Genomic DNA, 13,767 nt, shown 5'->3' with positions numbered 1-13,767 from the left:
TCGAGTGACATCGGCGCACCGGAAGAGTGTGGCGCACGCCACGTGGGTAATCGGTCGGCACCTTCGATGCCGCCCAGGGAGAGCCATGCCGAACCGAGTGGTGATCAGCCGCGACAGCAAGCCCATCCCGTGCGAGGAGTGCGGCCTGCCGACGTTGCACGTGGCCCGCCTGGTTTCCGGCGACGGCACGTTGCTCGGCCAGACGATGGTGTGCACGGCCTGCCGCCGTCACCGCTCGGACGTCGACGCGGTGGCGGTCCAGTAGCCGTTCCCTGCCGCAAAGCCGTGAATGGGCCATTCACGGCTTTCAGCGGTTTTCGAGGGTCTCCACCAGGTGCCGGGCGGGCAGGGTCATCGTGCCGAGCCCGAGCCGGGCCGGGACGCCGTCGTCGGCGGTGACCAGGCGGTGTTCCAGCCGGGCCAGCAGGGCACGGCACTCCTCGAGGTCCACCGGCTCGCCCTGCCTGGCGACCGACCGGACCGCCCCGGCGAGCCCGCACAGCAGGTCGGCGAGCGCCTCCCGCGCGTCGGGCCACGGGTAGCCGTACGGTTCCCGTGCCGCCGACGCGGTCCGCACCGCCGCGATCAGCTGCGACACCGGCGCCCACAGCGCGATGAGTGTCCGCAGTGGACGGTCGTGCCGCGCACCCGACCCGGGACGGCGGCGGCGCAGGTTGAGCACCTGTTCCTCCCGGGTGAGGCCGACGGCGTCCTCGGCCACCACCACGAGGCTGCGGGCGTCCCGCGCCCGGGCGAGCAGATCGCCGACGTCGTCCGGCGGGTCGTCGGCCCGCACGAGGCCGGAGACGGTCTCCAGCAGGGCGGCCAGCGCCTCGGCGAGCCGCCGGGTGGCGTCGGCGAGCCGATCGCCGTGCAGGGGCGGGAAGACGAGCGCGTTCACCGCGGCACCGATCGTCGCGCCGAGCGCGGTTTCGAGCAGCCGGTCGCCGAGCAGGACGGTCTCGGTGGCGGTGCCGTAGGAGATCAGCAGCATGCCGGTGACGCCGACCCAGATGCCGGCGGACCCGAACCGCCGCCAGTTCCCGGCAAGCAGCCCGACGAAGACGACAACGGCCAGCGCAACGGCCTGCCACGGAATGAGATGCCCAGCCACGGCGGCGAGGACGACCCCGGCCGTGACCGCGGCGACCTGCTGCGCCCACCCGCGGACCGACCGGTAGACGGTGGCGTCGACGAGGAAAACGGCGGCATAGGGGGCGAGGAAGGGCTGGGGAAGCCGCAGGACGAGGGTGGCGAGCAGCCAGGCGGCAGTGGCGGCGAAGGTGGCCTTGGCGGCCTGGACGAGGCTCCGCCGTTCACTCCCGGGGACGCGGAGGGCCCGCGCGAACCAGCCGAGCGGGGTCCGGTCGTGCCGCCCGGTATCGGACGGCGAGTCCGGACGCCACTCCTGCCGGTCCGGGGCGTCGTGACGCAGCAGCCGCCCGCCGAGGCGGCGCGTGACCTCGGCCAGAGGGGTGAGGTGAACCCGGCGGCGGGAGGCGCCGGTGCCGGGCTGAGGAGGATCGCGGTGCTGCGGCTGGCCGGAACCCGCCGGAGCACCGCCATTCCCGGCCCCCGCCCGGTCGGACCCGGCCGCAGCACCACCATCCCCAGCAGCCCCGCCGCTCTCCGTCTCCGTCTGCCCCCGTCTCACGCTCCGGTCGCTCATCCCGGCGGCGCCACGTGCACGAGCTTCGTCTGCGTCATCTCGTCCAGCAGCTCCGGCCCGTACCCATACCCGTTCCCGCTTCGCCCGCGCGGATGAGCCGCTCCGCCCGGGGCTCCGCCGAACACGTTGTTCACCTTGACCGTGCCCGCCGGCAACTCTCGCCAAGCACGCTGGGCGTTCGCCATCGAACCCGTCAGTACCGTGGCCGCCAGGCCGTACTCACCACGGGACGCTTCCGCCAAGCCTTGATCGAAACTCGGCACCACCCGTACCGGCGCCACCGGACCGAACGTCTCCTCCGTCATCACCCGCAGGTCGGGAGCGCACTCGGCAAGCACCGTCGCCGGGTAGTGCGCGCCCGGGCCGTCCGGGATCTCTCCGCCGGTCAGCAGCCGCGCGCCACGCTCCAACGCGTCCGTCACGTGGGAGTGCACGTGGTCGCGGTGGCGGCGGTCCACCAGGGGCGCCAGCGTCCGCGACTCCGCCTCCTTCACCAGCGCCTCCAGGAACGCCGGGGCCACCGCTTCGTGGACGTAGATCCGTTCGACCGCCACGCAGATCTGCCCCGAGTTCGCGAACGCCCCCAGCGCCGCCTGGCCCGCGGCCCAGCCAGGGTCGACGTCCTCGTCGATCAGCAGCGGGTCGTTGCCGCCGTTCTCCAGCAGCGTCTTCGCGCCCGTCGCCGCCGCGCTCGCCGCGATCGAGCGGCCCGTTGCCGTGCTGCCCACGTGGGCGATCACGTCCACGTCGTCGCGCATGGCCAGGATCGCGCCCACTCCGCCGTCGCCGTGCAGGGTCTGCAGGACGCCGCCCGGGAGGACTCCGCTCAGCACCTCGCCGAGCAGCTGGCCGGTATGGGGTGCGCGCTCGCTCGGCTTGTGCACCACCGTGTTCCCGGTGACCAGCGCCGCGCCCAGCAGGCCGCACGCCACCGCCACCGGGTCGTTCCACGGCGTCAGCGCGACGACGACCCCGCGCGGCTCCGGCACCATGAGATCCGTCGCGCCGACGTCGCCGAGCAGGCTGCGGCCGCGATGGACCGGGCCGAGTTCCGCGTACTGGTCCAGGGTTCCCGCGCCCGCCAGGACGCCTTCACGCGCTTCGGCGCGCGGACGGCCGGTTTCCGCTTCGTTCACCTTCGCCAGCTCGTCCGCCTGCGCCCGCAGGCGTTCCGCCGCCGTGTGCAGCAGTGCGCCGCGTTCGGCCGCCGGGGTTCGCGCCCACTGCGCGCGGGTCTGGCCCGCCAGCGTCACGGCCGCGTCGATCTCGTCTTCGCCCGCGACCGGCACGCTGCCGACCACGCTGCCGTCGGCCGGATTCCGGATCTCGATCATCCGCACCTCCTTCGTGTCCCCGCCCGGTTACCCGCGGGCCGCCCGCCCGACACGCCGTTTGATCGAGCGCGCCGCGGGTAGCCCACTGCAGTGACTGCTTCGCTCGACTACACCGTGGTGATCCCCACGACGGGCCGGGAGACGCTTCGGCCACTGCTGGAGACCCTGCTCGGCGGCCAGGGTCCGCGTCCGGCGGAGATCCTCGTCGTCGACGACCGCCCCGGCGGGTCCGAACTGGACGTTCCCGATGGGGTCCGCGTGCTGCGCTCCGGCGGCCGCGGCCCGGCGGCGGCCCGCAACCTCGGCTGGCGCACCGCGAAAAGCGAGTGGATCGCCTTCGTCGACGACGACGTCGTCCTCGCCCACGACTGGCCTCGGCAGCTGGCAGGCGATCTCGCCGGGCTGCCGCCGGACGTCGCCGCGTCGCAGGGCCGGATCACCGTCCCGCTGCCCGCGGACCGCCGTCCCACCGACGACGAGCGCGGCACCGCGGGCCTGGAGCACGCGCGGTGGATCACCGCGGACATGGCCTACCGGCGCGCCGCCCTCGCCGAGGCCGGCGGCTTCGACGAGCGGTTCCCGCGGGCGTTCCGCGAGGACTCCGACCTCGCGCTGCGCGTCGCCGAAGCCGGGCACCGCATCGACCAGGGCGAACGGCTGACCACGCACCCGGCGCGGCGGGCCGGGTTCTTCTACAGCCTGAAGGCCCAGCGCGGCAACGCCGACAACGCGTTGATGCGCCACAAGCACGGCGTGCTGTGGCGGCAGCGCACCGGCGCCGGGCCGGGCAGGCTCGGGCTGCACGCACTGTCCACAGTGGCCGGTCTGGCCGCGCTGGCACTGCCGGTGCTGCGGCAGCGCGGGAAGGCCCTGCTGGCGGCCGGGGTGTGGGCCGGGCTGACCGCGGAGTTCGCCGCCCGCCGCATCGTGCCGGGCCCGCGCACGCCCGGCGAGGTGGCCCGCATGGTCGTCACGAGCGCGCTGATCCCGCCCGCCGCGTGCTACCACCGGCTGCGCGGCGAGATCGCCGTCCGGCGGCCGCGGCCCCCGGTGGCGGTGCTGTTCGACCGGGACGACACGCTCATCGTCGACGTCCCCTACCTCAACGACCCGGACGGCGTCCGCCCGGTGCCCGGCGCCGTCGAGCTGGTGCGCAACCTGCGCAAACGCGGCATCCCGGTCGGCGTGGTGAGCAACCAGTCGGGTGTCGCGAAAGGACTGATCACCCCCGAACAGCTGGCGGCGGTCAACGCCCGCGTCAAGGAGCTGTTCGGCCCGTTCGGCACGTGGCAGGTCTGCGTGCACGACGACGGCGACGGCTGCGCGTGCCGCAAGCCCGCCCCCGGCATGGTGCTGCGGGCCGCCGGCGAGCTGGGCGTCGATCCCGCGTCCTGTGTGGTCATCGGCGACACCGGCGCCGACGTCGACGCGGCGCTGGCCGCCGGTGCCCGCGCGGTGCTGGTGCCGACCGCGCGCACCCTGGAGCCGGAAATCGCCAAGGCGCGACGGCACGCCGCCGTCGCCCGCGACCTGTCCGAGGCACTGCGCCTGGCCGGGGTCGCCGGATGACCCGCGTGCTCGTCGCCCGCCAGGACAACCTCGGCGACGTCCTGCTGGCCGGGCCGTGCGTCCGCGCGGTCGCCGCGCACGCCTCGCACGTCACGCTGCTGACCGGCCCGCACGGCCGGGCCGCCGGCGAGCTGCTGCCCGGCGTGGACGAGCAGCTGACCTGGCTGGCTCCCTGGATCGACCCCGAGCCGCCGCCGGTGACCGCCGAGGACACCGCCGCGTTCGTGGCGTCGGTCCGGGAGCGCTCGTTCGACAAGGCGCTGATCCTGACGTCGTTCCACCAGTCGCCGCTGCCGCTGGCGTTGCTGCTGCGGCAGGCGGGAGTGCCGTGGATCGGCGCGATTTCCGAGGACTATCCGGGCAGCCTGCTGGACCTGCGCCACCGCGTCGACGGCGACCCGCCGGAACCGGAGCGCATGCTGTCCCTCGCCGCGGCGGCGGGGTTTTCGCTGCCGCCGGACGACCACGGTGCGCTGGCGCTGCGGCGCCCGCTGCCGAACACCACGCGGCTGACCGGTGGCGGCCCGTACGTCGTGGTGCACCCGGCCGCGTCGGTGCCCGCCCGGCAGCCGTCGGCCGCCTGGAGCCGCCGGGCGGTGCAGGCACTGACCGCCGACGGCCACCGCGTCTTCGTGACCGGCGCGCCGTCGGAACGCCTGCTGACCCGTGAGGTGGCGGGCCCGTCGGCGGTCGACCTCGGCGGCCGCACGTCACTGGCGGAGCTGGCGGCGGTGCTGTCGGGAGCCCAGGTCGTGGTGGCCCCCAACACCGGCCCCGCGCACCTCGCGGCGGCGGCGGGCACCCCGGTGGTGTCGCTGTTCGCGCCGGTGGTCCCGGCGGCACGGTGGGCGCCCTACGGCGTGCCCTCGGTGGTCCTGGGCGACCAGCACGCGCCGTGCCGGGACAGCCGGGCGCGCGTCTGCCCGGTGCCCGGGCATCCCTGCCTGGAGACGGTCGACCCCGCGGACGTCTGCCGCGCGGTGACGGCACTGGCCCAGCCCGAGGCGGTTTCCCTGTCCGGGACGGGATCCCGGTAGCCGTGTCCACTTCGGACACCCGCCGCCGCGGCCGGCTGGAGGAGCCGGTGACCGCGGTGTACAGCTGGCGCGCCAAGCCGGGCCGGATCGGCGAGTTCGCGGAGTGGGCCCGCGGGGTCACCGCCGAGGCGGCCCGGTTTCCCGGCAACCTCGCCGCGACCGTCGTGCACAACGAGGACAGCCGCGACTTCCACGTCGTCCACCAGTTCGCGACCCGCCGCGACCTGCACACCTGGCTCGATTCGCCGGAACGGCAGCGGTGGCTGGCGCAGGCACGGACGCTCGCGGCGACCAAGACCGCGCAGCAGCACCGGACCGGGCTGGAGACGTGGTTCCACGTGCCGTCGGAGGCCGCGGCGACGATGAAACCGCCGCCGCGGTGGAAGATGTGGCTCATCTCGCTGGTCTCGGTCTACCCGCTGGTGCTGGGCTTCCAGGCGTGGGTGGTGCCGCTGACCGCGTCGTGGCCGCTGCCGCTGCGCGCGGCGCTGTTCCCGCTGGTGCTGCTGACGACGATGACGTACGTGGTGATGCCGGCGGTGACCCGCCTGCTGCGCCCGTGGCTGTGACGGCCCGGGCGGCACGCACCGCCCGGGCCGCGGAAGTCAGCCGCCGATCTCCTTGCTGACCCCGCTCGGTCCCTCGTAGGTCCGGTCGGGCAGGCCGCGCACGAGGTTCAGGGTGTCGGAGTCGGCGCCGTTCTTCTCGGCCGCCCGCACCAGGTCGTCGCGCTGCGCGGGGTAGTCGACGCCCGAGAGGTACTTCTGCAGTTCGATCGGGTTCGGCTTGCTCACGGGGTGCTCCTTTCCGTTCCGGGAACGGCGCGGTTACCCCGCCGGGCGGCAGGCACACGCTCAGGACGGCACCGGTTCCAGCTGCCGCACCGTCGCGTCAGGGTGGCGGGTCAGCGGCTGCAGCGGCAACGCCGGTGTGTCGGCGACGCGTTCGAGGTGGCGCAGCAGGATGCCTTCCCGCAGCGCCCACGGGCAGACCTCGACGTGCGTGACGTCCAGCGCCGACAGCGTCACCTCGGCCGCGACCGCACCGCCCACCACCTGGCGGGCGCGGGGTTTCGAGATGCCGCGCAGCCGCGCCCGCTCCGCCGCCGGGACGCGGGCCAGCCGCGGGATCCACGCCCGCAGGTCGGCCACCGCCAGCTCGCGGGTCACGAACGGGCCCTTGCGCTGGGGTGCCGCGCCGGTCAGGCGGGCCAGCTGCTTGAACGTCTTCGACGTCGCCACGACGCGGCGGGCCGGGCCTTCCCAGCGCAGCCGGTCCAACACCTCCGGCAGCGTGTCGCGGACGTGCCGTCGCAGTGCCTTCAGCTGCTTGCCCGTCGGCGGGTCCGCGGTGAGGAACTCGCGGGTGAGGCGGCCCGCGCCCAGCGGGAGCGACACCGCCAGCTCGGGTTCGACGTCGCGGCCGAGCACCAGCTCCATCGAGCCGCCGCCGATGTCGATCAGCAGCAGCCGCCCGGCCGACCAGCCGTACCAGCGGCGCGCGGCGAAGTACGTCAGCCGCGCTTCCTCCTCGCCGGAGAGGAACTGCGGGCGGATCCCGGCCCCCGCCTGGATGCGGTCGATGACCTCGTCGCGGTTCACCGCGTCGCGCACCGCCGCGGTGACGAACGGGTACAGCTGATCGACGCCCAGCTGCACCGCAGCGTCCACGGCCCGGCGCACCGCGGCCGTCACCCGCTCGATTCCGGACTCGCTCAGCGTTCCGTCCGGCAGCAGCTCTTCGGCCAGCAGCGTCGGTTCCTTCACCGCGTGCGCCGGGAGCGGCGGCGCTCCGGCGGACACGTCCACCACCTGCAGCTGAGCGGAATTCGACCCGATGTCCAGCACGGCCAGTCTCATCGGGACGGAATACCCCGCGCGAGGCGCGTTTAGTCTCCGGCGGCGGTGGTAGCCGACCAGGCAACGAAAGGAGCTGCCGTGCCGCTTCCCGCGCCCTTGCCCGCCGATGCCGCGACGCCGCGGCGCGCCGTCGTCACCGGTGCCGACTCCGGCATCGGGCGCGCGGTCGCCGTCGCCCTCGCCGGCGGTGGCCTCGACGTCGGGATCACTTACCACTCCGACGCCGACGGCGCGGAGGAAACCGCCGCCGAGGTGCGGTCCCACGGCGTGGCCGCGTACGTACGGCGCCTCGACCTGACCGAGCTGCCGGGCGCCGCCGACGTCGTCGACGCGTTCGCCGAGGATCTCGGCGGGATCGACGTCCTGGTCAACTGCTCCGGGACGGGCAGCAGCCAGCGGGTGCTGGACCTCAGCTTCGAGAAGTGGCGGGAAGTCCTCGACGTCGACCTCGACGGCGTGTTCCTGGTTTCCCAGCGCGCGGCCCGGCACATGATCGACGCCGGGCGTGGCGGCCGGATCATCACGATCACCAGCGTCCACGAGCACGTTCCGCGGGTCGGTGCCGCGCCCTACTGCGCGGCCAAGGCCGGGGCGGGCGCGCTGACCCAGGTGCTCGCGCTGGAGCTGGCCGAGCACGGCATCACGGTGAACTCCGTGGCGCCCGGCGAGATCTCGACGCCGATGACCGGGCAGACCGACGCCGACCCGCGCGAGCAGGACCGGCCCGGCATCCCGCTCGGACGTCCCGGCCACGCGGCCGAAGTGGCCGCCGCGGTCGCGTTCCTGGCCACCCCCGCGGCCGGGTACGTCACCGGAACCTCGCTCGTCGTCGACGGCGGCCTGCTCCTGATGGGCGCCCAGGCCGGGACGGCCTATCCCGGTCACGACTGGCGATCTCCCTGAGACCAGGGGCCCGCGTCGTGGCTGCAGGGACCGGCGCGGGTCCCGGCCCCGGGCCGGACGGCGGATCCCCCAGCCCGCCGTCCGGCCCGTTCCATTCTTCCGTTTTCCCCCGCTTCCCCGGGGTATCCGACCGGCAACGGAAGGAGGCCGCCATGACGCCCGCCGAAACCCGCTCCCGGCCGAAGGTGTCCTGGCTCCGCCCGGTCGTCGCCGTGGTGGGGTTGCTCTACCTGGCGCTGGGCGTGGCCGGGTTCCTCACGCCGGAGACGGCCGAGGTCGGCCACGAGACGAGCCGCGCGGTGTGGATCTTCAGCGTCACGCCGGTGCTCAACATCGTCCACACCGTGGTCGGGGTGCTCGGGCTGCTCGCCGCGACCCGGCGCAGCGGTGCGATCTTCTACTGCTGGCTGCTGTTCGTCGGCTTCGCCGGGATGACCGCGTACGGGATTCTCGCCGCCGCGTTCGTCAACCCCGAGGACCCGGTCAACATCAACTGGGCGGACAACTGGCTGCACGGCCTGACCGCGGCCGCCGGGCTGGCGCTCGGCATCGTCGCGGCCCGCCGCGCGCGGTGATCTTCGCCGTTTCGTCGGGCGATCACCGGGTAGCCGGAGCAGGACGCCGTGTGAAGGAGGTTCCATGCACCGCGAAAGCGACCAGCATTCGCCGCGCGAGGACGACGCGCTGAAGGCCGAGCTGCGCGGGACCTTGCAGGGCAACGGCCCATCCCGCGCGGAAGAGTGGCGCGACCCCGAAAGCCCGGCCGACGACGACGTCCCCCCGAGGGGCGACGGCGCATGACGGCAGTCGTGGTCCATTACCGGCTCCACGCCGACTTCGCCATCCCGGTCCCGCCGCTGCGCCGCCTGCTCGGCGGCTTGGAGCTGGACGCCACGGGCCTGCGCGTCCGATTCGGCCCATGGCTGGTCGAGACACCGCTGAGCAACATCGCGGGCGCGGAGGCCACCGGCCCGTACCGCCCATGGCGCGCGCTCGGCGTCCGGCTGTCGCTGGCGGACCACGGCCTGACGTTCGGCACGACCTGGCGGCGCGGAGTGTGCCTGCGGTTCCGGGAGCCGGTGCGGGGCCTCGACCCGTGGGGCCGGCTCCGCCATCCCGGGCTGACCGTGACGGTGTCGGAACCGGAACTGGTCGCCGCCGCGATCAACCGGGTGGTGCAGCCATGATGCGGATCCTCGCGGTGACGGTGGATTGCCGTCAGCCGGACCTGCTGGCGGAGTTCTGGGAGAAGGCCCTCGGCGGCGGCAAGACGCGCACGTGGACCGACTCGCAGGGAACGACATACCGCCAGCTGGAATTCGACGACGGCCCGGCAGTGTTGTTCCAGCCGGTCCCGGAGGAGAAGACGGTCAAGAACCGCCTGCACCTGGACCTGGCCCCGGCGGAGGGCGACCAGCGAGCGGAGGTGGAACGGCTGGTGATGCTCGGCGCGAAGGTCCTCGACGACCCGCCCGACGACCCGTGGATCGTGCTCGCCGACCCGGAGGGCAACGAGTTCTGCGTGCTCCCGGCTCGCTGATCTGCCCGCTTCCCGAGACTCAGGTGTTGCGCCCCAATGTGGCCTTCGGTGCGTTCAACGCACCCAATGTGGCCTTGGTGCGTCGGGCGAACCCAATGTGGCCCTCGGCGCACCCAACGCACCCAAGGCCGCCCTCGGTGCGTCCAACGCACCCAATGTGGCCTTCGGGCGCTCGGGTCCGGCGGCTCAGGGCTGGCCGACGGTGTCCCCCGCGTAGGCCGCCAGCCGCTCGTCGAAGCCGTCGGGGGCTCCTGGGCTGCGGAAGTCCGGTGGCTCCGGCTGGCCCGGGTACTCCTCCCCGTAGAGCGCTCGCACGAACTCGACCACCGTCTCCGGCGGGGGCAGCACGTCGCCGCCCAGGTACGCGAGCACGATCACCTCGTCGCCTGCCGGGGCCTCGACTGCCGCGGCCCAGCCGTCGCGCTCGTCCCACAGCAGGGCCGTGTCATGGTCCGGGAAGCGGGTCAGCCGGTGGTCCAGCGCCAGGTACGCGCCCGCCGGCACGTCCACCTCGCAGAACCACGCCGGCGCGGCCAGCCCGGCCGCGACCGCCAGCACGTACTGCCGCAGGCCGCGCGCCGCCGCGCCCAGGCCGTCCCGTCCGTTCATTTCGCGCCCGTCCATCCGCCCCCGGTGCCGTCGCCGGGTGATACCCCGTCACCCGGTCGGTCAACCCGGCATGACCCGAGTGGAGCAGCGCGTCACGGCCTGTCCCCTGCATATCCGGCGAGCAGGGCCAGCACGTCTTCGTCGGCGATCTGGCGGAAATCGGCGTACCACTGCCCCACCGCGCGGAATCCCGGCGGTTCGGCCACGCAGACGACGTCGTCGGCTTCGTACAGCAACCGCGCGGGCGCACCCGGCGCGGCCACCGGCGCGGCGAAGACGACCGTCCGCGGATCCTGCGCCCGGACGTCCCGCAGCGCCGCCGTCGCGGTGACGCCGGTGGCCAGACCGTCGTCGACGAGCAGGACGTCCCGTCCGGTCACGCGTGCCGGGGCCCGGCCGGCGCGGTAGCGGCCGATCCGGCGGCGGGCCTCCTGCCGCTCCCGGTGTTCCGCGCGCGCCATCCGGGCCGCCGTCAGGTGCAGGCCGCGCAGGATGGCTTCGTCGTAGATCGCCGGGCCGTCGGGAGTCACCGCGCCGACGCCGTACTCGGGCCGCCCCGGCGCCCCGATCTTGCGCGCCACCACGACGTCCAGTTCGGCGCCGAGCTGCCGCGCCACGACGGCGGCCACCGGCACCCCGCCGCGGGCGAGGCCGAGCACGAGCGGATCGGACCACCTGCGGCGCCCCAGTTCCGCGGCCAGCCGCCGCCCGCCGTCCTCGCGGTCGGCGAAGATGCGGACGGGCGCCGCCATCTCACTCGCCGCTCGGATAGGTCTGCGCCTCGGCGTCCTCCTCCGGCTCCCAGGGGTGCAGCGGCGTGATCGCGGTGGTCTCGTCGCAGTGCACGAACGCGTCGTAGCGGGCCGACGGCACGGTCGGGACGTACCCGCCGCCACGGTGGACGACGCCGATCGCGCGATGCCCGAGCAGCTCCTTCGCCCACTGGTCCGCGCCGTCGTTCCCGAAGACGTAGAGGCTGTTCTCCCCGGGGACGGCCTCGTGCAGCAGGGCTTCGAGGCTGCCGGGCCGGGCCGGCGCCACCGGCATCCGGCGCACCTGGCCGCCCCAGTGGTCGGCGGCGACGACCGACCCGCGGTAGGTGCCGAAGCCGACGGTGACGACTCCGTCGTCCGGGTGCCGTTCGCGGGCGAGCTGGCCGAGGTTGACCATGCCGGACGCGGCCATGTCGGTCGCGCGGGCGTCCCCGACGTGCGTGTTGTGCGCCCACACCACGGCCTTCGACTCCGGGCCGTACGCACGCAGCAGCCGGTCGAGGGTGTCGCTCATGTGGGTGTCGCGGACGTTCCAGGACCGCACGCCGCCCCGGACCATCTCGCGGTAGTAGCGTTCCGCGCCCGCGACGACCTCGGCGTTCTGCTCGGCGACGAACGCAGGGTCGAGGCCGGGCACGGTGTCGGTGTGCGCCGCCGAGCGCACCGCGGTCAGCAGCTCGACCACTTCGTCGCGGCAGTTCTCCGGCACGAGTTCCGCGGACAGGCCGTACTCGCGCGGGTCTTCGCCGTAGGGCTCGAAGCAGCGGAACGCCTGCAGCGCGGCCGCGGCCCGGCCGGGTGCGTGCTCGTGCAGGTAGTCCACCACTCCGCGCAGCGATTCCCACAGGCTGTAGACGTCGAGGCCGTGGAACCCGCAGGGCGGGCCGTCGCCGGTGGCGTTGAACTCCCGCAGCCAGGCGGCGAACTCGGCGACCTCCTCGTTCGCCCACAACCAGGTCGGCCAGCGCCGGAAGCCCCACAGCACCTGCCGGGGATCGTTCGGCGCGCCGGGCGCCCCGGCGACACAGCAGTGCACGCGGTGACACTCCGGCCAGTCGCCTTCGACGGCGACGAACGAGAAGTCGCGTTCGGCGAGCAGGCGCCGGGTCAGTTCCGCGCGCCACCGGTAGAACTCGGCCGTGCCGTGGGTCGCCTCGCCGAGCAGGACGATCCGGGCGTCGCCGATCCGCCGGACGAGCGGGTCGAGATCCTGCGGGCTGCGCAGCGGCGCGGCCGCGGCACGGATCGCCGTCACGTCGTCGAGCGCGGTTCCGGACATGCCTGGCGCGTTCCCGTTCCGCGCGGGCGCGAAACGCTCAGGGGCGCCACTCGTCGTGCCAGTCCGGGTGGGCTTCGTAGACGGACGCGATCAGCTTCACCGACACGTCGTCGTGGCTGTCGCGGATCTCGCGGCGGAGGAACTCCACCTTCTCGCCGAACGGCACCGGATGCCGGTCCTCCATCGCCTCGACCGGCCCGCCTGCCAGCAGCAGCCCGTCGCCGTCGTCGGCGTACATGATCCGCAGCCTGCCGCGCCGCTCGGCCTCGTCCAGCAGCGGCAGCTCACCGCGCCGGACCCGGTCTTCGTCCTCCGCGAGCCGGGCGAGCACGAACTCGTCGAGCTTCGCGGTCGTCGTGTCGTCGAGGTTCGTCATGGCCCGGGGTTACCCGCCCGGCCGCGGCGGCACACACGCTTCAGGCGTTGGCGCGGGCGAGGCGGCGGGCCACCGCGAAGCCGGTGCCGAGCAGGACCGCGCCGCCGGTGATCCACGGCCACAGCGGCATGTCGTCAGGGGCCGGTGCCGCCGCCGCGAGCGCCGCGGTGGGGGGTGCCGTCGCCGGGCCCGCGACGGTGAGCCGGAACGGGATCGCCCCGGACACCGGGTGGCCGTCGGCGGAGGTGACGCGGTAGCGGATCGTGTACGTCCCCGCCGGGCCGAGCGCGCGCAGGGGTGCCGAGACACGGGCGTCCACAACGGACGCCGGGCCGGACTCCCAGTGCGACGTCCCGTCGGGCCCGATGACCGCCAGCTCGGTGAACTGGTTCTCCACCGGTTCGTTGAACACGAGCGCCGCCTCGGCCGGGGCCTGCGCGAGCGCGGCGTCCCGGGACGGCGAGCTGGACACCAGGATGCTGTGCGCGTCGGCCGGGGGCGCCGACAGCAGGAGCGTCCAGGCGGCGGCCGCCAGCGCGACGCCGATCCGGACCGGGAAAGTCGACGGGGAAGCCATGATTTCCTCGCGTTCTCGCAGGGGCGGTATTCCCGGAACGCTAGCGAGGACAGCCGATGGCATCACCGTGCTCCATGAAACGGCTGTGTTAAGCAATTCTCACCGCCGCGCCGCCAGAATCGGACAAAACGGACCACTGCTCCAGTGGTCAGCCGGTCGAGTCACCCGGACGGCCCAGCAAACGGGGCGTTCGGCTCAGCAACTCACCGCGCTTCGCCCACCGGGAGCCGCGGGACTTTACC

General features: G+C 74.2%; 18 protein-coding genes. 9 read left to right on the top strand and 9 right to left on the bottom strand.

The features are described 5' to 3' along the window. Window positions 1-85: 85 nt before the first annotated feature. A complete protein-coding gene (locus tag ABJI51_RS12995; protein ID WP_348950487.1) occupies window positions 86-265 on the top strand; it encodes a hypothetical protein in 180 nt (59 codons plus the stop codon). 42 nt (window positions 266-307) lie between these two features. Here ABJI51_RS12995 and ABJI51_RS12990 read toward each other — a convergent pair whose 3' ends face one another. Next, the gene (locus ABJI51_RS12990) at window positions 308-1,438 is read right to left on the bottom strand and encodes an FUSC family protein (protein WP_348950849.1); all 1,131 of its coding nucleotides are present in this window, start codon (window positions 1,436-1,438) and stop codon (window positions 308-310) included. 227 nt (window positions 1,439-1,665) lie between these two features. Next, window positions 1,666-3,003, bottom strand: a complete 1,338-nt coding sequence (locus ABJI51_RS12985; protein WP_348950485.1) for an aldehyde dehydrogenase family protein — start codon at window positions 3,001-3,003, stop codon at window positions 1,666-1,668. 90 nt (window positions 3,004-3,093) lie between these two features. On the opposite strand from ABJI51_RS12985, the gene ABJI51_RS12980 reads away from it, so the two are divergent. From ABJI51_RS12980 to ABJI51_RS12970, 3 genes are read left to right on the top strand one after another with little or no spacing between them, the layout of a single operon-like run. After that, on the top strand, window positions 3,094-4,572 hold the full coding sequence (locus ABJI51_RS12980) for an HAD-IIIA family hydrolase (protein WP_348950483.1): 1,479 nt from the start codon (window positions 3,094-3,096) through the stop codon (window positions 4,570-4,572). After that, window positions 4,569-5,609: a glycosyltransferase family 9 protein gene (locus ABJI51_RS12975; protein ID WP_348950481.1), complete on the top strand. Its 1,041-nt coding sequence runs from the start codon at window positions 4,569-4,571 to the stop codon at window positions 5,607-5,609. Before ABJI51_RS12980 ends, ABJI51_RS12975 begins: the two co-directional genes overlap by 4 nt. A 2-nt stretch (window positions 5,610-5,611) precedes the next feature. Then, window positions 5,612-6,178 carry an antibiotic biosynthesis monooxygenase gene (locus tag ABJI51_RS12970; RefSeq protein ID WP_348950479.1) on the top strand — a complete coding sequence of 189 codons (567 nt, stop codon included), beginning with the start codon at window positions 5,612-5,614 and terminating at the stop codon, window positions 6,176-6,178. 36 nt (window positions 6,179-6,214) lie between these two features. Here ABJI51_RS12970 and ABJI51_RS12965 read toward each other — a convergent pair whose 3' ends face one another. After that, window positions 6,215-6,403: a DUF2795 domain-containing protein gene (locus ABJI51_RS12965; protein WP_348950477.1), complete on the bottom strand. Its 189-nt coding sequence runs from the start codon at window positions 6,401-6,403 to the stop codon at window positions 6,215-6,217. 60 nt (window positions 6,404-6,463) lie between these two features. After that, window positions 6,464-7,468 (bottom strand): Ppx/GppA family phosphatase, encoded by a 1,005-nt coding sequence (locus ABJI51_RS12960; protein ID WP_348950475.1) that lies wholly within the window; start codon window positions 7,466-7,468, stop codon window positions 6,464-6,466. A gap of 78 nt (window positions 7,469-7,546) precedes the next feature. On the opposite strand from ABJI51_RS12960, the gene ABJI51_RS12955 reads away from it, so the two are divergent. The 5 genes from ABJI51_RS12955 (at window position 7,547) to ABJI51_RS12935 (ending at window position 9,911) form a co-directional block, all read left to right on the top strand. Then, window positions 7,547-8,371 carry an SDR family oxidoreductase gene (locus tag ABJI51_RS12955; protein ID WP_348950473.1) on the top strand — a complete coding sequence of 275 codons (825 nt, stop codon included), beginning with the start codon at window positions 7,547-7,549 and terminating at the stop codon, window positions 8,369-8,371. A 152-nt stretch (window positions 8,372-8,523) separates the two neighbouring features. Continuing rightward, the gene (locus ABJI51_RS12950; protein WP_348950471.1) at window positions 8,524-8,946 is read left to right on the top strand and encodes a DUF4383 domain-containing protein; all 423 of its coding nucleotides are present in this window, start codon (window positions 8,524-8,526) and stop codon (window positions 8,944-8,946) included. Between the two features lie 64 nt (window positions 8,947-9,010). Further along, the gene (locus ABJI51_RS12945; protein WP_348950469.1) at window positions 9,011-9,172 is read left to right on the top strand and encodes a hypothetical protein; all 162 of its coding nucleotides are present in this window, start codon (window positions 9,011-9,013) and stop codon (window positions 9,170-9,172) included. Next, window positions 9,169-9,558 carry a hypothetical protein gene (locus tag ABJI51_RS12940; protein ID WP_348950467.1) on the top strand — a complete coding sequence of 130 codons (390 nt, stop codon included), beginning with the start codon at window positions 9,169-9,171 and terminating at the stop codon, window positions 9,556-9,558. The genes ABJI51_RS12945 and ABJI51_RS12940 overlap by 4 nt, the downstream gene beginning before the upstream one ends. Continuing rightward, a complete protein-coding gene (locus ABJI51_RS12935) occupies window positions 9,555-9,911 on the top strand; it encodes a VOC family protein (RefSeq protein WP_348950465.1) in 357 nt (118 codons plus the stop codon). The genes ABJI51_RS12940 and ABJI51_RS12935 overlap by 4 nt, the downstream gene beginning before the upstream one ends. Window positions 9,912-10,097: 186 nt before the next feature. On the opposite strand, the gene ABJI51_RS12930 is transcribed toward ABJI51_RS12935, so the two are convergent. The 5 genes from ABJI51_RS12930 to ABJI51_RS12910 form a co-directional block, all read right to left on the bottom strand. Then, window positions 10,098-10,520 carry a DUF6292 family protein gene (locus ABJI51_RS12930; protein WP_348950463.1) on the bottom strand — a complete coding sequence of 141 codons (423 nt, stop codon included), beginning with the start codon at window positions 10,518-10,520 and terminating at the stop codon, window positions 10,098-10,100. Between the two features lie 92 nt (window positions 10,521-10,612). After that, window positions 10,613-11,272 carry a phosphoribosyltransferase gene (locus tag ABJI51_RS12925; RefSeq protein ID WP_348950461.1) on the bottom strand — a complete coding sequence of 220 codons (660 nt, stop codon included), beginning with the start codon at window positions 11,270-11,272 and terminating at the stop codon, window positions 10,613-10,615. A 1-nt stretch (window position 11,273) separates the two neighbouring features. Beyond that, the gene (locus ABJI51_RS12920) at window positions 11,274-12,572 is read right to left on the bottom strand and encodes an erythromycin esterase family protein (protein ID WP_348950459.1); all 1,299 of its coding nucleotides are present in this window, start codon (window positions 12,570-12,572) and stop codon (window positions 11,274-11,276) included. A gap of 37 nt (window positions 12,573-12,609) precedes the next feature. Then, window positions 12,610-12,948 carry a hypothetical protein gene (locus ABJI51_RS12915; RefSeq protein ID WP_348950457.1) on the bottom strand — a complete coding sequence of 113 codons (339 nt, stop codon included), beginning with the start codon at window positions 12,946-12,948 and terminating at the stop codon, window positions 12,610-12,612. A gap of 40 nt (window positions 12,949-12,988) precedes the next feature. Further along, entirely contained in the window at window positions 12,989-13,525 is a 537-nt protein-coding gene (locus ABJI51_RS12910) for a copper resistance CopC family protein (protein ID WP_348950455.1), read from the bottom strand. Window positions 13,526-13,767 lie beyond the last annotated feature (242 nt).

The organism is Amycolatopsis melonis (assembly GCF_040064235.1).
GTDB lineage: Bacteria > Actinomycetota > Actinomycetes > Mycobacteriales > Pseudonocardiaceae > Amycolatopsis > Amycolatopsis melonis.
The sequence above is the reverse complement of the archived record's forward strand: the minus strand, read 5'-3'. Positions and strand labels throughout refer to the sequence as shown.